General features: G+C 70.3%; 14 protein-coding genes. 3 read left to right on the forward strand and 11 right to left on the reverse strand.

The window, feature by feature from the left end:
- Positions 1–43 precede the first annotated feature (43 nt).
- Both IT359_17775 and IT359_17780 read left to right on the forward strand, forming a co-directional pair.
- Positions 44–1,822, forward strand: a complete 1,779-nt coding sequence (locus tag IT359_17775) for a BamA/TamA family outer membrane protein (GenBank protein MCC6930844.1) — start codon at positions 44–46, stop codon at positions 1,820–1,822.
- A gap of 10 nt (positions 1,823–1,832) precedes the next feature.
- Positions 1,833–2,606, forward strand: coding sequence for a hypothetical protein (locus IT359_17780; protein MCC6930845.1), 774 nt, complete (start codon positions 1,833–1,835; stop codon positions 2,604–2,606).
- Between the two features lie 74 nt (positions 2,607–2,680).
- Here IT359_17780 and IT359_17785 read toward each other — a convergent pair whose 3' ends face one another.
- The 5 genes from IT359_17785 to IT359_17805 form a co-directional block, all read right to left on the reverse strand.
- On the reverse strand, positions 2,681–3,385 hold the full coding sequence (locus IT359_17785; GenBank protein MCC6930846.1) for an HNH endonuclease: 705 nt from the start codon (positions 3,383–3,385) through the stop codon (positions 2,681–2,683).
- Positions 3,386–3,765: 380 nt separating this feature from the next.
- Positions 3,766–4,716: a branched-chain amino acid transaminase gene (locus tag IT359_17790; protein ID MCC6930847.1), complete on the reverse strand. Its 951-nt coding sequence runs from the start codon at positions 4,714–4,716 to the stop codon at positions 3,766–3,768.
- 152 nt (positions 4,717–4,868) lie between these two features.
- Positions 4,869–6,239, reverse strand: coding sequence for an amidohydrolase family protein (locus IT359_17795; protein ID MCC6930848.1), 1,371 nt, complete (start codon positions 6,237–6,239; stop codon positions 4,869–4,871).
- A gap of 24 nt (positions 6,240–6,263) precedes the next feature.
- Positions 6,264–7,013 carry a hypothetical protein gene (locus IT359_17800; GenBank protein MCC6930849.1) on the reverse strand — a complete coding sequence of 250 codons (750 nt, stop codon included), beginning with the start codon at positions 7,011–7,013 and terminating at the stop codon, positions 6,264–6,266.
- Positions 7,010–9,151 (reverse strand): PBP1A family penicillin-binding protein, encoded by a 2,142-nt coding sequence (locus IT359_17805; GenBank protein ID MCC6930850.1) that lies wholly within the window; start codon positions 9,149–9,151, stop codon positions 7,010–7,012. The genes IT359_17800 and IT359_17805 overlap by 4 nt, the downstream gene beginning before the upstream one ends.
- Before the next feature lie 163 nt (positions 9,152–9,314).
- Between IT359_17805 and IT359_17810 the strand changes: the two genes are divergently transcribed.
- Positions 9,315–10,589 (forward strand): tyrosine--tRNA ligase, encoded by a 1,275-nt coding sequence (locus IT359_17810; GenBank protein MCC6930851.1) that lies wholly within the window; start codon positions 9,315–9,317, stop codon positions 10,587–10,589.
- An 18-nt stretch (positions 10,590–10,607) separates the two neighbouring features.
- Here IT359_17810 and IT359_17815 read toward each other — a convergent pair whose 3' ends face one another.
- Genes IT359_17815 through IT359_17840 form a run of 6 tightly spaced genes read right to left on the reverse strand, consistent with a single transcriptional unit; the run spans position 10,608 to position 17,990 of the window.
- Positions 10,608–11,837, reverse strand: a complete 1,230-nt coding sequence (locus IT359_17815; protein ID MCC6930852.1) for an aminotransferase class V-fold PLP-dependent enzyme — start codon at positions 11,835–11,837, stop codon at positions 10,608–10,610.
- Positions 11,834–12,874 carry a lysophospholipid acyltransferase family protein gene (locus IT359_17820; GenBank protein ID MCC6930853.1) on the reverse strand — a complete coding sequence of 347 codons (1,041 nt, stop codon included), beginning with the start codon at positions 12,872–12,874 and terminating at the stop codon, positions 11,834–11,836. Before IT359_17820 ends, IT359_17815 begins: the two co-directional genes overlap by 4 nt.
- Before the next feature lie 2 nt (positions 12,875–12,876).
- Positions 12,877–14,058, reverse strand: a complete 1,182-nt coding sequence (locus IT359_17825; GenBank protein ID MCC6930854.1) for a glycosyltransferase family 4 protein — start codon at positions 14,056–14,058, stop codon at positions 12,877–12,879.
- 5 nt (positions 14,059–14,063) lie between these two features.
- A complete protein-coding gene (locus IT359_17830; GenBank protein ID MCC6930855.1) occupies positions 14,064–14,993 on the reverse strand; it encodes a glycosyltransferase family 2 protein in 930 nt (309 codons plus the stop codon).
- Positions 14,990–16,231: a glycosyltransferase gene (locus tag IT359_17835; GenBank protein MCC6930856.1), complete on the reverse strand. Its 1,242-nt coding sequence runs from the start codon at positions 16,229–16,231 to the stop codon at positions 14,990–14,992. The genes IT359_17830 and IT359_17835 overlap by 4 nt, the downstream gene beginning before the upstream one ends.
- Before the next feature lies 1 nt (position 16,232).
- Positions 16,233–17,990, reverse strand: a complete 1,758-nt coding sequence (locus IT359_17840; protein MCC6930857.1) for an ABC transporter ATP-binding protein — start codon at positions 17,988–17,990, stop codon at positions 16,233–16,235.
- Between the last annotated feature and the right edge of the window lie 22 nt (positions 17,991–18,012).

An 18,012-nucleotide genomic window follows, 5' to 3' on the forward strand; every position in this document is an offset into this window, starting at 1 on the left:
GACGTGCCTTGCGCGGGATCCGTTCGCTACGACTGGAGCCGATATGCGAAACCGATGGATGCTGGCGGGGGTGCCACTCCTGGCAATGATGGTGTCGGGCGGGCGCGTCGCGTGGGGGCAGCAGGATCCTCCCGGGCGAGCGGGAGCGCAGCCCCCGCAGGCGCCTGACGAGCGCGTCCTTCCCCGCGAGGTGGCCGACGAGCTGCTGGCCATCTGGAATGCACCGGCCACGCTGCGCGTCGACGGGCCCTACACGATCGAAGCAGGGCGCGACGTGGCGGGCGACGTGGGGGTGATTGGCGGCGAGCTGGTCGTTGCCGGGCACGTCGGCGGGCGCGTCGTGGCGGTGAACGCCGACGTGCGCCTGACGAGTGGCGCGCGCGTGGATGGCGAGATCCTCGTGGTCGGCGGGCGCGTCACGGGGCGTGACGTGGCAACGGTGGGCGGCCAGATTCGCACCTATCGCGCGCGCCTCGAGTACGCGCGCGAGGGCGATCGCATCACGCCGCGCCGTGGCGACGAGGAACCGCCGCGCCCGTGGTGGCGCCGCAACGAGCGCTGGCGCGATCGCGGGTGGGGCGACCTGCGGCTCGTGTCGGCGCGCACGTACAATCGCGTCGAGGGGTTGCCCGTCTTTCTTGGCCCAGCGTTCGGGCGCGACTTCGGGTGGGGGCGGCTCTCGGTCGACATGCTTGGCGTATGGCGCAGCGCCGAGGGCTTCGAGTGGAAGCCGGAGAACATCGGTCACTCGGCCAAGACCGAGGTCAAGCTCGGCGAGCGGCGCGGCGTGCGGTTAGGCGGGCGCCTCTTTGACCTCGTCGAACCGGTGGAAACGTGGCACCTCTCCGACGAGGAGGTGGGGCTCGCGTCGTTCCTCCTTCATCGTGACTTCCGCGACTACTACGACCGGCATGGCGGGAGCGTGTACGCCTCGCTGTTCCGCGGCAGGGCGCTCGACGCCACGGTGTCGTACTCCGACCAGCGGTGGGGCGCGCGGCGCACGCGCGACCCGTGGACGCTCTTTCGCGACGAGCAGCCGTGGCGCGAGAACCCGGTGCTGGACGAGGGGAACTTCCACCTGGTCAACGCCACGTTGCGCTACGACACTCGCAACGACGATCGAAACCCGTGGACGGGTTGGTACATCCTGGCCGACTACGAGTACGGCACGGGTGAGATCTCCCGCTACGGGATCGCCTACCCGTCCACGCGCCAGGAGAACGTGGACGGGCTCACGACGTACGACCGCCTCTTCCTGGATGTCCGGCGGTACAACCGCATTGCCCCCGACGCCTCGCTCAACCTGCGGCTTGTAGCTGGCGGGTGGCTGTCGGGCGACGACCTTCCGCTGCAGCGTCGCTTCAGCGTGGGCGGCCCGGGGACGCTTCCCGGCTACGACTTCCGTCGCGTCTCGTCGACCCCCGACGTGTGGCAGTGCTCGGGGCCGGTGGCGCTCGACGCCTCGGTCCCGTTAGGCGCGCCGGCCTTGTGCGAGCGCTTCGCGATGGCGCAGGCCGAGTTCAGGGGCGACCTCCACTTCGACTTCTTCGGGATCCTGGACGAGGAGCGGGACAGGCGGCGGGCGGGGTGGGGGCGCGGGACGCAGTGGGTGCTCTTTGCCGACGCCGGCCGCGGCTGGATGGTGGGCGAGCCGGACAACGGGCTTACCTACCGCAAGGGCGCGCTGCCGCGGCTGGGGACGTTCAAGACCGACGTCGGGATCGGGATCGTCCTCGACGACGTGGGGATCTATGCGGCCAAGTCGCTGTCAGATCGCGACGCGCCGGTGAATGTGTTCGTTCGCATCAAGCCGAGATTCTAGGGGTACGCGCGTGGAGGTGCCGTTTGTGGGGGCGATGATGCGGCGTGCGAGGCGCGGGGCGTTGGTCCGCGCGATCCTCGTCGGGCTGGCGTTGGCGGGGGCGGCGGCATCCGCGTACGCCCAGCAGCGGCCGCGCCTCGACGTCGCGCTCGTGACCGGTGGCTCGTCAGGCGCAACGCCTGGCGCATCGCCGAGCGCCGCGTCGAGCGCGTCGTCGACCGCATCGCCCGGCGGTGCACCTGGCGGTGTTCCGGGCGAGGTGACGGCCACGGTGCGGGTGCAGAACGCGCTCAGAGAACGCTACGTGCGCGACCTCCTGGGCAACGGCTTCCCGGCGCGCCTGCACTTTCGCGCCGAGCTGTGGAGCGCCGGCGGGTTGTTCAACTCGATGCAGCGGCGCGCCGAATGGGACGTGCTCGTGCGCTTCGACGCGCTCGGCCAGCAGTACGAGGTGGTTCGCGTGCGCGGTGACTCGGCCACGGCGCGCGACCGCTTTGCGCGGTTCGAGGAGATGGTGGCCGACGTGGAGCGCGCCATGCGCATCCCCATCGCCCCCATCAAGGGAAAGTCGCAGTACTACAGCGTGACGCTGGAGCTGGAGATGCTCTCCGTCTCCGACCTCGACGAGGTGGAGCGCTGGCTACGCGGGGAGCTCAAGCCGGCGGTGCGCGGCGAGCGGAATCCCGGCACGGCGGTGGGGCGCGGGATGCGCACCCTCCTGGCGCGCGTGCTGGGGGGCGAGATGCGCCGGCTCGACGCGCGCAGCAAGACGTTCAGGCCCTGAGGCGAGCAAACGCCCCGCATCGCATCGGCACACCACGCCCCGCCACGCGCCGGCGGCCGATCGTGCGGTGAACGCTAACCATCAAGTGCGTGCGAGGGGCCGTGGGCATGCGTCGGTCCATGACCATGACCATGACCATGACCATGACCATGACCGTGCCCGTGGCCATGCCCATGGCCGTGCGACTTCTGCGGCGCCGGCACCTTGTGCTGCGTGCGCGCCTCGAGTTCCTCCAACTGGTGCAGCGTCGCTTCGCCGTAGAAGAAGCGGATGTAGCGCGCCTGGATCGGCGTGAGGCGGCGCACCGCCCAGCTCAGGTGCACGAAGTGCGGCTCCACCGGCACGTGCAACGGGTACATCCCGATCTCGCTGGGGAGACGGTTGGACTTGCGCGTGTTGCACGACGAGCACGCCGTCACGACGTTGGTCCACTCGTTGGAGCCACCGCGGGAGAGCGGGATGAGGTGGTCGCGCGTGAGCGCCTCGCGCGGCTTGAGGTCGATCCCCGTGCGCCCGCAGTACTGGCACTTGTAGCCGTCGCGCGCAAAGAGGAAGGTGTTGGTCACCTGCCGGCGGAACTTGCGCGGAACGTGGATGAACTTGGTCAGCCGAATCACCACCGGGCGCGGGACCGCCAGGCGCTCGGAGCGCACCAGTCGCCCGTCGTCCGCCTCCACGATCTCGGCCTTGCCGTCGATCACGAGACGGAGCGCCCGCTTCAGTGGAACCATGGTGAGCGGCTCGAACGAGGCGTTGAGTGCGAGACAACCGACAATCACGCGGCCCTCCTCACGGTGGTGCCCGGAACGAGCCTCGCCCCTGGCTGGGGCGACGCGACGCACCTGACGGCTGTAAACGTGGTTTCAAAACCGTTGGCCGCACCCTCGCCGGCGCAGTACGCCGGCGAAGTACGCCGGCGCTGCAGCCACCGGTTCTGAAACCACTTCTATGCACGAACTCCCGCCCAGGCCGGGGCGGGAGTCGCGATGACACTACATGGCGGCGATGCTCCTGGTGCGACTCGCGCTGGTGCAGGCAACGCGCGTGGCGCAGTTGATGGACCGCCAAAGGTCCCGCCGCGCGACACGACGGGGCCTCCTGGTACTTGGAAAGCCTGACAGTTGAATACCGCTCACGCCCGGGCGCGACGACGGCATGGTTACCGGCTCAGCGCGCCCGCCGGGACTGGCGTCAGCCAGTCATAGCGGTCGGCAAGGCGTCCCTTCGCGATCCCGAGGAACTCGGCCTGGAGCTTCCGCGTGATCTCGCCCGGCTTCCCCTCGCCCACCGGGACCTGGTCGACCGACCGGATCGGGGTGAGTTCGGCGGCGGTGCCGGTGAAGAACATCTCGTCCGCGATATAGAGCATCTCGCGCGGGATCTGCTGCTCGCGCACTTCGTAGCCGAAGTCGCGGGCGAGCGTGATGATCGTGTCGCGGGTGATTCCCTGCAGGATTCCGTTGGACACGCCGGCGGTGTAGAGCACACCGTCACGCACCAGGAACAGGTTCTCCCCGCTTCCCTCGGCCACGTAGCCGAAGGCGTCGAGCATGATCCCTTCGCTGTATTGGTTCTGCTTGGCTTCCAGCTTGGAGAGCTGTGAGTTCAGGTAGTTGCCGCCGGCCTTGGCCAGCGTGGGAAAGGTGTCGGGGGCGGCTCGCCGCCACGACGACACGCAGACGTCGACCCCCTTCTCCAGCGCCTCGGCCCCCAGGTACGTGGGCCACTTGTAGGCGATGATGAAGCACTCGACGGGGACGCCGACGGGGTAGAACCCCATCTGCTGCCCGGTGCGCACCACGAGGGGGCGCAGGTAGCACTCGCGCAGCTCGTTGGCCGCCACCGTATCGACGACCGCTTGCACCAATTCGTCGGCGGTGTAACGCAGCGGCATGCGGTAGATCTGCGCCGAGTCGAGCAGGCGCCGCATGTGCTCCCGGAGGCGGAAGACCGCGCCGCCGTTGGGCGTGTCGTAACAGCGGATCCCCTCGAAGACGGACGACCCATAGTGCACCACGTGTGACATGACGTGGAGCGTGGCGTCTTCCCAGTTCACCAGCTCGCCGTCACGCCAGATCTTGTCGGTGCGCCCGGAGGAGGCGTCCGCCATGCCGATCTCCTGAAGGGGTATGGCCAAGAATAACTGGCGAGCGCAGGCGGGGGGAGTGTCGCGCCGCGCTGGCGGTGCGCGTTTCACGCCGCTGGCGTAGCAGATCGGAGGCGTAGCGGATCGGAGGCGCGGCAAATCGGAGGCGCGGCGCCCTACCCTGCGCCGCCCTCACCGCGCGTCGACGCGTCATGCGCGCGCTGCCACGCCGCCAGCGACTTGCCCACGTCGTGCAGGGCGGCGAGTGCCTCGGTGGGCGGCGAGACGAGTCGCCCGTCGCGGACGCGCTCCTCGCCATCGACCACGACGAGCAACGCCTCGCGCCCCGCCGCGGCCCAGACGAGGGCATCCTCGGGCGCATAGGAGGGGGTGGTGCGCGGCGACCCTAACGAGAAGGCGGCGAGGTCGGCGCGCTTCCCCACCTCCAGCGATCCCACCTCGTGGGCAATTCCCAGCGCGTTCGCCCCGCCCAGCGTTGCCATCTCGAGGAGGTGCGCCGCGCTCAACGCATCGAAGCGGTGCGTGGCGGCGCGCTGCATCAGGAGCGCGGTGCGCGCCTCGTCCAGGAGATCGAGGCGATTGTTCGCCGCTACGGAGTCGGTCCCCAGCCCGAGGCGCACCCCGGCCTCGACGAACGCGACGAGCGGGGCAATGCCGTGTCCGAGCTTGGCGTTGGAGACGGGACAGTGCGCCACGGCGCAGTCGTGTCGCGCAATTCGGGCAATGTCGGGCGCGGTGGCGCGCACGCAGTGGATGAGGAGTGGCCGCTGCGCCAGCACCCCCAGTCGATCGAGGAGGAAGACGGGGGAGTCGGCGCGCGGCGCCACCGCGATGCCACGCGCGCGCAGCGCGTCGCCGAACATCCCGCTTCCGTCGCGCACCAGCCTCGATTCCGCATCGCTCTCCGCCAGGTGCACGGCGACAGGCCATCCGTCGCTCGCCGCGAGGCGCGCGCACGCGGCAAAGAGCGCATCGCTCACGGTGTACGGCGCATGCGGGGAGATACCCAGTCGCACGCGTGGCGTCGCGGCGTCGCGCAGGCGCTCGAGTGTGCCCTGCAGGGCAGCCATCGCGGCGTCGCACTGCGCGGGATCGGGGCCAAAGACCTCCTGGTACATGATGCCGCGCGCCCCCATCTCCACCAGCGCCTGCAGCACGACCCCCGACTCGCAGGTGTCGGCGTAGGTGGTGACGCCGCTCAGGAACCCTTCGGCAATCCCCGCCTTGGCGGAGGCGAGGAGGAGATCGGGCGACAGGACGGCCGCGCGCGCCTTCGTCAGGCGCAACACCCAGCGCCGGAAGGGAAGCTCCTCGAGGAAGCCGCGCATCGCGGTAAGCTCGAGGTGCGAGTGCACGTTGACGAGCCCGGGGAGGAGGACGGCATCACCCAGGTCGACGACGGCCCCGCCCGGCGCACCCTCGCGCGATCCCACGTATGCAATGCGCCCCCGCTCGACGGTAACCGCGCCGTTGGCGATCGGGGGAGCGGCGATGGGAACGATCCAGCGTGCGGTGTAGGTCTTCATCCTGGACTCGCGTGTGGCCGCCGGTCAGCGCTCGCGGCGGCCGTGGACGGCCGGATCGTACAGCGATGTGTCGGGGACGCCGAGGGCGCGCGTCAACGCCAGGGAGAAGGCAATGTCGCCGACCTGGTCCGCATGGTGACCGTCCGAGCCCAAAGACAACCGCACGCCGGCATCGAGCACGCGCCGCACCAGGCGTTCGTGGGGGCGGTAGCGCGACGACACCTCGAAGACGAGTCCCGACTCGGCGAAGGCGCGCGCATACCGCTCCTCGTCCTCTTCCCGCCACAGCTCCTCGGCGGGGATTCCGCGGATGGGGAGCGGGAGGAGGGTGGGGTGCGCGATGAGGTCGACCGGCATGTCGCGGGCCAGGCGCTCCAGGTTGTCGACCAGCGCCACGACATAGGCGCTGGGGGCGAGCCCCTCGGGCCACTGGCGGGTGAAGACGCGCTGCAGCGAACCGTTTGGGAACCAGACCGCGTGCAGCGAGCCGATGGTGTGGGTGAAGCGCGCGTCCAGCGCCGGCGGAACCTCGCGCCAGAGGGCGTCATGCCAGCAGTACTCCGCCGAGCGAAGCGTGTCGCGCCCCTCCAGCGCCTCGAGGTACGCCTCGAGTCGTGGCACGGAGTCGATGGCGCCGTTCACGTCGCGCGACACGTGATCGGCCACGGTGGGACGCACCCCGCGCGCGCGCACCGCGTCCAGCATCGCGTCGAGATCGAGGTGCCCGTCCGACCACGTCGTGTGGGCGTGGCAGTCGAGCGGCGCCCAGCTCATCGCGCGTCCGGGATCCTGAAGGGATTGGCGGTGTCGGCGCGGGCGCGCGCGTTCGGCGCCGGTGCACCCGGCGGCAGGCGACGGGCGGCATTCGCCTGTTTGTCGGTGGTATCGGCGGGGATGTGGAAGATGTCGCCTTCCGCGCCCCCGCACCCATCGTCGCTCTCCGTGCCGGCCAGGAAGTACTCGGCATACGTCCCGTTGGCGCCGCACGCTTCCTTCATGATCACCGACTCGGGGCGCGGCCAGTCCGGCGGCGACGGCTTGCGGCGATAGACCTCGAGCATGAGCTGCGTGTAGGCCGGCGCGGCCAGTCGCCCGCCCTGCGCGTTGGCCATGATCTTCTGCGGCTTGTCGAAGCCCATCCAGACGCCGGCCACGAGGTCGGCCGTGTATCCCACGTACCAGACATCGGCGCCGTCGTTCGTCGTTCCGGTCTTCCCGGCCGAGGGAACGTGGAAGCCGGCCCCCCACACGCTCCCCGCCGCCGTGCCGCGCAGCACCACGTCCTTCATCATGCTCACCATCAGCCACGCCTCACCCGGGGCCAGCACCTGCGTGCGCGCCGGCTTGGGCTCCCAGATCACCTGTCCCTGCTGGTTCTCGACACGCAGGATCGCGTTAGGCTGCACGCGGGAGCCGAGGTTGGCAAACGTGCCGTAGCTGGCGATGAGCTCGAGCGGATAGACGTCGGCCGAGCCGATGAAGATCGACGGGTAGGGCGGGATGGGGGTGTTGATGCCGAAGCGCTTGGCCTCGTTGATGACGGCCTGCTCGCCGATTTCCATCCCCGTGCGAATGGCGACGAGGTTGCGCGACTGGGCGAGGCCGCGCCGCATCGACATCGTCCCCTCGAACTTCATGTCGTAGTTCTGCGGGGTCCACTCGGTGCCGTCGACCTGCGGGACCGAGATGGGCGAGTCGTCGACGCGAGTGGCGGGGGTGCGGCCGGCCTGCACCGCCGCGGCGTACACGATGGGCTTGAAGGTGGAGCCGGGCTGCCGCAGCGCCTGCGTGGCGCGGTTGAACTTGGAGTCGTCGAAGTCGCGGCCGCCGATCATGGCCCGCACCGCCCCGGTGCGCGGCTCGATCACGACCACTGCACCCTGGATGTAGGGCGACTCGCTGGTCGCCGCTTCGCCGCTGCCGCCTCCCCTGGCCTGGTACTGCTCGTACGTCTGGTGATTCCACTTCCCGTACTTCCCGCCCTCGATGACGCGGAGCTGGTTTTCGAGGGCGCGATCGGCGGCGGTCTGGATGTCGAGGTCGAGCGAGGTGTAGACCTTGAGCCCCTCGTCGTAGAGTCGCGCGCCGAACTTCTTCTCCAGTTGCTGGCGCACCCACTCCACGAAGTACGGGGCGACGTCGCCCGACTCCACGCGTCTCGCCAGCTGCAACGGGTACGCCTTGGCCAGCGAGGCATCGCCATCGGTGACGGCGTCGCTGCGGCGCATCAGCTCGATGATCGTGTTGCGGCGCTGCACCGCGCGCTCGGGGAATCGGCGCGGGTTGTAGCGCCCCGGCGCCTTGGGCATCGCGGCCAGCGTGGCCGCCTCGGCCAGGTTGAGGTCGCGGACGTGCTTGCCGAAGTAACGCTGCGACGCCGTCTCGACGCCGTATGCCCCGCTCCCGAGGTTGATCTGGTTGAGGTACAGCTCGAGGATCTTGTCCTTGGGGTAGCGCGCCTCGATGTCACGGGCCACGCGCGCTTCCTTGACCTTGCGAATGACCGACTTCTCGCGCGACAGGTGCTCGGGAAAGATGTTCCTCGCCAGCTGCATCGTGATGGTCGAGAAGCCCTCCTTGAAGTAGCCGGCGCGCAGGTTGCTCAGCACCGAGCCGGGCACGCGCAACCAGTCGATCCCCGAGTGCGAGTAGAAGCGCTTGTCCTCGGTGATCACGAAGGCGTCCTTGACCACCTGCGGAATATCGGTGATGCGGACCAGCGTGCGGCGCTCGAGCCCGAGTTCGGCCACGAAGCGCCCGTCGATGGCGTAGAGCTTGGACGTCTGCTTGGGCTGATAGCTCTCGAGGACCGCGATCGATGGGCAGCGGTTCCCGCGGCAAATGAGCGACCACATCCCGTAGGCCCCGCCCAGTCCCACCGCCGCGCCGAACGTGATCCCGAGGGTGAGCACGCGCGTCGAGCGGGGATGCCGGGCGAACCAGGAGCTGCCGGAGCGTCGGGAAGGACGGGACGAGCTGGCCATGCGGCGGGGTGAGGCGTTGGGGAGGTGAAGCTAACCCGCGATCTGCGAGGCGGGCAATTCAGCGGTCTTCATGCGCGGTTATCTTGCGCGCATGACTCGTCCCTTCCTCGACGAGCTCGCCTGGCGCGGGCTCCTCTTCCAGCATACCGAAGGCGCCACGCGGGCGCTCGCCGGCACGGGCGTCGTGGGCTACTGCGGCTTCGACCCCACCGGGTCGAGCCTGCACATCGGCAACCTGGTCCCCGTCATGGGGCTGGTGCACCTCCAGCGCGCGGGGCACTACCCGGTGGCACTGGTCGGGGGTGGGACGGGGATGATCGGCGACCCGAGCGGGAAGAGCGCCGAGCGCAACCTGCTGACGCTGGAGCAGGTGGGCGCGAATGCGTCGTCGATCCAGGGGCAGCTGGAGCGGTTCCTCGACTTCGAGGGAGCGTACGCGGCGCGCATGCGCAACAACGCCGACTGGCTGATGTCGATCTCCCTGGTGGACTTTTTGCGCGACACGGGGAAGCACTTCAGCATCAACCAGATGATGGCCAAGGACTCGGTGAAGTCGCGGCTGGAGACGGGGATCTCATACACCGAGTTCAGCTACATGCTCCTGCAGGCATACGATTTCCTCGAGCTCAACCGTCGCGACGGGGTGACGTTGCAGCTGGGAGGGAGCGACCAGTGGGGGAACATCACGGCGGGGACGGAGCTGATCCGCAAGCACGCGGGGCTCGAGGCGCACGGCGTGACGCTGCCGCTGGTCACGAACGCCGACGGGAGCAAGTTCGGGAAGACGGCCGCGGGGACGAGCGTCTGGCTCGACCCGGCGCGCACGTCGCCGTACAAGTTCTTCCAGTACTGGATCAACTGCGACGACCGTGACGTGGGGCGCTACCTGCGGATGTTCTCGCTGCTGGACAAGGAGGCGATCGAGGCCTTCGACGCCCAGGTGGCGAGCGCGCCGGAGCAGCGCGAGGCCCAGGCGGCGCTGGCGGCCGACGTGACGACGCGGGTGCATGGCGCGGACGCGACCGCCGCGGCGCGCGAGGCGTCGCGCGTGGTGTTCGACCGCAAGCTGGACCCGCGCACGTTGCGGCTGCCGGTGCTGGCGATGTTGTGGGAGGAGCTGCCGCACGCGACCCTGCCGCCGGGCGACGACGCGCCGGTGTCGGTGGTCGACGTCCTGGCCGAGACGGGGCTGGTCAAGAGCAAGGGGGATGCCCGCCGACAGCTGCAACAGGGAGCGGTAACGGTCAACGGGCGCAAGCTCGCCGCCGACGAAACCACCGTCCCGCGGCACGAAGCGCTGGCGGGGGGCTACTTCCTGGTGCGGAAGGGGGGGCGCGACGTGGCGCTGGCGCGCGCCGGAGCCTAACGAGCAGGCGCCGGCGGGTCAGGCCCGGTCCGTCGCCCGCTCCAGCACGTCGAGCGCGTACGTCACGTGCTCGCCCGGCGTGAACCAGTGCGGCGAGAGGCGGATGGCCCCCTCCCGCAGCGAGTGCGCCACCCCAGCCGCGCTGAGCGCCGCGCTGGCGCGTGACGGGTCCGGCGGCACGAGCGCGACGATCCCCGAGCGCCTCGCGGGCTCGCTGGACGAGACGAGCTGCACGCGCGCGTGCGCCGCTGCCCAGTCGTAGAGGTGCGCCACGTGCCGGGCGATGCGCGCCGCGGCGACCGATGGGCCCACCTCGAAGAAGAGGTCGAGCGCGGCGTTGAGCGCGGCGAACTCCTGGAACGGGAGCGTCACGACCTCGAAGCGGCGCGCATCGTCGCGATAGGTGAAGCGGTAGTCGAGCATGCGCGTGAAGTCATCAGACCCCTGCACCGACATCCACCCCACATCGCTGGGCTCGAGCTGCGTCACGAGCCCCTGCCGCACGTAGACGAAGCCCGTCCCCCACGGCGACACGAGCCACTTCTGGCAGCCGCAGGCAAGGATGTCGACGTCGAGCGAGGACAGGTCGAGGGTGAGCGCGCCAAGTCCCTGGATGGCGTCGACGACGAAGGTGATCCCCCGCTCGCGGCAGGCGCGCCCCAGGCGCGCCAAGTCGAGCGTGTAGCCGGTCTCGAACGAGACCCACGACAGGACGAGGACGCGCACCCCCGGCCGGTCGAGGGCGGCGAGGATCGCCGCCTCGTCGGCGAGGCGCCCTACACAGGGAATGCGGTCGAACACCACCCCCCGCGCCCTGGCCAGCGCCATCCAGGTGTAGATGTTCGACGGGAACTCGCGGTCGCTGGTGACCACGACGTCGCGCTCGCGCAGGTCGAGCGCGCGCGCGGCGAGGTTGAGGCCGTAGCTCGTGTTGGTCATCAGCGCAATCTCGGTGGGCGCGGCCCCCACCAGCCGGGCGAGCAGCTCGCGCGAGCGCGCAACGGTCCCGAACTGGAACTCCTGCGTGATGGTCCACGGCTCGGCGCGCATCGCGTTGAAGTCGGCAAGCGCGCGCAACGCCGACTCGGGGAGCGGCCCCGTGGAGGCATTGTTGAGGAAGGCGATCCCGGGGCGCCGCACGCGGGGAAACTCGCGCGCCGCCACCGCGTCGAGCGTGGCGAACGCCGCCTGGGTGGTCGCGCGGGTCTCGTCAGGTGCAATGGTCATGGGGATGGCCGGGCCGTTCATCGGGGTTCGCGCAGCTCGACTGGCGTGTCGGGCGGTTGTCGCTTCCAGCGGCGATGATGCCAGAAGTACTGCTCGGGGTAGCGACGGACCACGCGCTCGAGTGCCGCGGTGAAGCGCGCCACCGTCTCGTCCACGTCGCGCTCGCGATCGCCGGTGTCGGCCGGCTCGATCTCGGTGGCGAAGAACCGGTACTTGCCGCTGGGCTGCAACAGCGCGCCGACGAAGATGATGGGGACCTTGTAGCGGAGCGCAAACACCGCCGGTCCCTTGGGTGTCTTGGCCGGCCGACCAAAGAAGGGGACATACGACGAAGCGAGTCCCATCACCCCCTGGTCGGCGATGAGCCCCACCAGGCGCCCCTCCTTCATCGAGCGCGGGATGCGACGCACCGCCTCGTTGTCGTACACGACGGTGATCCCCGCCGAGGTCCGGGCCTCGTTCACGAAGGCATCGAACAGTTGGTTGTTCATGCGACGCGCCACCGCATCGGTCGGGATGCCGCGCGCCACGAGGTACGCCCCCGTGAGTTCCCAGCTCCCCACATGCCCCGCAAAGGCGATGATGCCGCGCCCATCGACGAGGTGCCTCCGGATGATGTCGATGTCCGACTCGTCCTCGAACATCGAGAGCACGCCGTCGCGCCCGAGCCGCCCCACGAGCGCCGCCTCCACGAAGACGCGTCCGATGTGCGCGTAGGCCCGCTTCGCGATCGTGCGGACCTGCCTGTCATCGAGGCCGGGAAAGGCGGCGGCAATCTGCCGCGTCACCACGCGCTTGCGGATCCCTAACGGCCAATAGCCGAGCATCCCGATGCGCTCGCCCACGCGCCGCGCCTGGTCCAGCGGCATCGTCGACAGCCATCCCACCAACCCCTTGGCAATCGCGAACTGCGCGCGATGCGCGAGCGTTGGCGGGCGCTGGCTCGGCGCGACGGCCGCGCCCCGGGCGACGCGTGCCGCGGGAGTGGGCGCTGCGGTGCTCGCGGGAGTGGGCGCGGACGTGGGTGCGATGGGGGGCGGGTCGTTCGGTGCGTCCACGTTCAGCGACGGGGAGAGGAGGTGACGACGGTGCGCGTGAAGTCGAGCGTCTCGCGCGCCACGCGATCCCAATTGTAATGGGATTCGACGGCTCTCCGCCCTGCGTTCCCCATGGAAGTGCGCAACTCGGAGTCGCCCAGGAGGCGACGCAGCGCCGACGACACCGCCGCCACGTCGTTGGGGGCGACCACGAAGCCGCTCTCGCCGTCGCGCACCGCCGATCGCACGCCGCCCGAATCGCCGGCAATGCACGGGGTCGCGCTGGCCGATGCCTCGACAAAGGCGAGCCCGAACCCCTCGGCGTTGATCGCGCTGTCGACGCGCGACAGCCCGACGTAGACATCGGCCGTGGCATACGCCTCGGCGATCGCCTCGTCGGGGAGTGCGCCCGTCAGGTGCACACGCGCCCCGATGCCGAGGGCATCGGCCAGGGCGCGGAGGCGAGCGCCGTCCTCGCCATCGCCCACCACCACGTAGTGCGTGTCGCCGTACGATGGGCCAAGCGCGCCAATGGCGCGGATCGCCGTGTCCTGCCCCTTGTGCGGCACCAGCCGTGCAACGGTGAGGATGAGCGGCGCGTTGCCTATCCCGAGTTTGGTGCGCAGGGCGCGCGTGTCGCGAGCGGGATGGAACTGCACGGGATCGGTGCCAAGGTCGATGGCGGCGACCGGTGGGGGATCGCCGATGCCGACGTCCGCCATCACCTCGCGGGCGAGCGCGGCGCTCCACTGCGAAATGGCGACAACTCCGGCCGCACGCCCGAGGATGTCGCGCGCCGACCAGCGCTTGACGAGCGAGCGGGCGGTCTTCTGGCGCTCGCGCAGGAGGTCACCGCCGTAGACGTAGACGAGGTACGGCGTGGGAGCGCGGCGCGTGGCGATCGCGATGGCGTAGCCGCAGGGGCGGATGTTGCCGAGGTGAACGACGTCGACGCCATCGCCGATGAGCCGGGTGAGGTGCGACGACCAGGTGAGCTGTGACGAGAATCGCTTGGCGGCGGCGAAGGGGAACGGCTCGCGCGCAATGCGATAGGGTTCGCCGCGGTCGAACGCAGCGGCGTGGGGGGCGGCGACGGTAGAGACGACGAGGGAGTCTGGGGCGAAGCGCCGACAGAGTTCGACGTGCCGGCGTGCCATGCCGCCGAGGTCTGGGGCGAAGTCCTGAGTGACGAAGAGGTGACGCATGGGGGTTAACGTGTCTTTGGGGGGGGCCCCCCACGCCTCTCCACCGCCTTCTCCACCGCCCTCTCCACCGCCCTCTCCACCGCCCACAACTGCGCGTACTTCGCCGCCACGCTCACCCCCGCGAGCGTCGCCAGCACCACGCCGTGCATCCCGTCGCGCCACCCGCCGCGCAGTACCAGCATGCTCATCGACCGCGCCACCGGCCGCAGCAACAGGTCGCTCACGCCCGCACGCCGCCCACGCGCGTGATGCTGCTCCGCCCACGCGCGCGAGTAGCGAGCGAGCTTCGCCATGTACTCATCCAGCGACGCGTACGGCGTATGCAACAGCGACTCGCGCAGCAGTCCCACCGCCCCCTCCACGATCACGTGCTCGTGCACCGGTCGCTCGTCGTAGCGCAGCGACGCATCGAACAGGCGCACCGGGCGGTCACGTTCCCATCCGCCATGCAGGATCTCACGCCCGAGGAAGAAGTTGCGGCGTCGCGCCCGGTACGCGCGGCACGCCGGGCCATCGCCCGGCGCCGCGTTCGTTCCGCCCACCTCGCGCGTTGCGCCTGCCGGCGCGCCTGTCGTTGCGCCTGTGGCTGCAACCGTCGGCGCGCCCACGAGCCCCGCCACCTCGACACCTAACGCCGGCGTTCCGCGCTCATCGGCATCGACGACCAGGATCCATCGCTCCGTTGCGCGCGCGATCGCCGCGTTGCGTTGCGCCCCGATGGTCGTGAACGGATGCGAGAAGACGGTTGCCCCCGCGTCCTGTGCCTCACGCACCGTGTCGTCGGTCGAGTCGTTCTCGACGACGATGATCTCGCGCGCCCATGCCACGCTGCGCACGCAATCGCCGATCTCTCCCGCCTCGTTGCGCGCGGCGATCACGACGCTTACCGGAACCGCCCCGCGTGCGACGATCCCGTCCGGCGCTGCCGCTGTCACGGGCGCCCGCCGTCGCGCTCACCCCCGCGCAGCCACCCCTCCTTCCCGCCACGCGCGCCGCGCCGTTCGCTTCCGCGGTCGCCAGGGCGCTCGCTTAAACGCTCGCTTCCGCGCTCGCGCGCCGAGCGCGCGGCGTGCTCAAAGGCCGAGAGCATGTCGCGCAGGGGGAACTCGCGCTCGACGCGCGAGCGTCCTGCCGCCCCCATCGCCATGCGCCGGGCGCGATCGGAGAGGAGGATCGCCGTCTCGGCCGCCATGAGGGGTGGATCCGGCGTCGCCATCAACGTCCCCTGGATGCCGTGACTCACGTAGCGCGCCGCCACCGAGGTTCGCTCGGCGAGGACGGCGACTCCGTGCGCCATCAGGTCCAGCGCCCCCATCGCCGCGTCGTCGCCATCGGCCACCACCCATCCCGCGGCCACGTCGCGCATCGCCGCCCGCCAGTCGAGCGGATACCCCACCCACTCGACCCGGCGCGCGATGCCTAACGCGGCCGCGAGGAGCTTCATCTCCTCGTCGTGGGCGACCGACCCGAAGACGCGCAGGCGCAGCGCGGTGTGCCGCTGCGCCAGCAGCGCGGCGGCGCGCACCACGTTGGTGGCGCGGCGGAGGGAGGCGCGCGTCGCCACGCAGGCCAGGGTGACGGGCGGCGCCTGGGCAGCGGGCGCGTCGCGCTCGGCCATGTCACGCACTCCAGAGTTGGAGTCACCCGAGCCATCGGTCGCGGACTCGGAGGCAGCATCGGCAAGCGGTGCTACCTCGGCGCCCAGTTCGGCCCGCATCGGCGAGAGCGTGCCACTGGGGGCGGCGTAGCCGGTGGGCGGCGACTCGCTGGTGTACAGGTGGCGCGCCGGCACGAGTCGCTCGGCACGCCGTCCGCGCCACCCCTGCACCAGCGCCCCCCCGGCCGGGACGCGCCGCACGATCCCGCCGCGCTTGGCGCCGCGCACCGCGAAGGTGGCCGCCAGCTGCACACGCTCGTCGTCCGTGAAGACGACGTCGACGAAGTCGCGCGGCAGTTGTTCGCGCAGTGCGCGGGCGTCGGCGCGGGCGTTCCGGCGTTCGGGAATGAGGACCACGCGCGCGCCACGCGCCGCCGCGCAGCGGGCCGCCTCGCTCTCCGCGGGGACGGCGAACCAGGTCTCGTAGCCGCGCACCCCCAGCGCACGCGCCACCGTCTCGAAGATCCGCGCCGACCCTTCGTACGCCGTCATTCCGCTCAGGAAGAGCGCCCGCATCTCAGGTCGCCCCCGCCGCCACACGCTCGGCGAACTGCAGCGCGTGCAGCCGGCGATACGTCCCGCCTAACGACAGCAGGGAGTCGTGCGTCCCCCGCTCCACCACGAGCCCCCGCTCCAGCACGAGGATCTGCGAGGCGTGCTGGATGGTGGACAGGCGATGCGCGATGACGAAGACCGTGCGCCCCGACAGCAACCGGTCGATCGCCTCCTGCACCAGGCGCTCACTCTCGGTGTCGAGCGCCGAGGTGGCTTCATCGAGGATGAGGATGGGCGGGTCGGCAAGGAGGGCGCGCGCAATGGCGAGGCGCTGGCGCTGGCCGCCGGAGAGGCGCGTGCCGCGCTCACCCAGCACCGTCTCGTAGCCTTCGGGGAGGGCGACGATGAAGTCGTGCGCGTTGGCCGCGCGCGCCGCCGCCTCCACCTGCGCCGGCGTGTACTTTCCCGGCGCGCCATAGGCGATGTTGGCCCGCACGGTATCGTTGAACAGCACCGTGTCCTGCGACACGATTCCCGTCAGCGCGCGCAGCGACGCGAGGCGAATCTCCCGCGTATCGATACCGTCGAGGAGAATGCGCCCCTGCGTGGGGTCGTAGAAACGCGGGATGAGGTCGACGAGCGTGCTCTTCCCCGCCCCGCTCGGCCCCACGAGCGCGATCACCTCGCCGCGCCGCGCCGTGAACGAGACGTCGCGCAGCACCGGCTCGTCGTCGTAGGCAAAGCCCACGCCCTCGAAGGTCACCGTCCCGACGGCGTCGGCCACGTCGCGCGTCCCGCGGTCGCGCGCCACCTCGGTGGGCTGGTCGAAGACCTCGAACAGTCGCTCCGCGGCGGCCAGCGATTGCTGCGCCACCGTCGGCACCTGCGACAGCTGCTTGAGCGGCTGCAACATGCGCATCACGATGGCGAGGAAGGCGATCAGCTCCGACCCCGTGAGCGTCCCCTCGACTTGCACCTGTCGGGCACCGACGAGGAGGATGAGCATGGCGATGACCGTGGCCACCGTCTCCGTGATGGGCTGGGCGAGGAAGGCCAGGCGCGTCACCTTCACCATCCCGCGCGAGTAGCGGTCACTTGCCTCGCGAAAGCGCCCCTCCTCGTACGCTTCGCCGCGGTACGACTTCACGAGGCGCATGCCGCTGACGGCTTCCTGCACCACGCTCGTCATCTCGCCGTACTGGTTGCCGAGTCGCTTGTGCCCCTTGCGCAGCTTGCGCAGGATCGGCTGCAGCAGCCCGATGAGGAGCGGGGCAACGACGAGCGCCAGCAGCGACAGGCGCCACGACATGATGAACATCGCGACGATCGACGTGATCACCATCGCCGCGCTCTGGATGGAACGCGTGACCGCCTCGGTGATGACCTGCTTGGTCTGCTGCGTGTCCTGCAGGACGCGGGCGAGGATCTGCCCCGCCCTGGTGCGCGTGAAGTAGGCGAGCGGGAGGCGTTGCAGGTGCGCGTACAGCGTGTTGCGCAGGTCGCGCGTCACGTACTCCTGCAGCGCCGCGCCGAACTGTCCGCTGAGCCAGACCAGGACGTTCTTGAGGGTGACGGCGATGAGGATGACGATGATGATGTTGCGCAGCGATCCCATCGCGTCGCCGGAACGCAGGAAGGCCCCAACGATCCGTTGCTGGATGGCGGACACGCGTCCCACCGTCTGCGTCCCGAACAGGGCATCGAGGAACGGGATCAGCAGCGTGAACGAGAAGACGTCGAGCAACGCCGCCCCGATGTTGCAGGCGACGGTCGCCGTCATGCGCCAGGCATGCGGCCGCAGG

It is taken from the genome of Gemmatimonadaceae bacterium (assembly GCA_020852815.1).
In the GTDB taxonomy this organism is placed as follows: domain Bacteria; phylum Gemmatimonadota; class Gemmatimonadetes; order Gemmatimonadales; family Gemmatimonadaceae; genus SCN-70-22.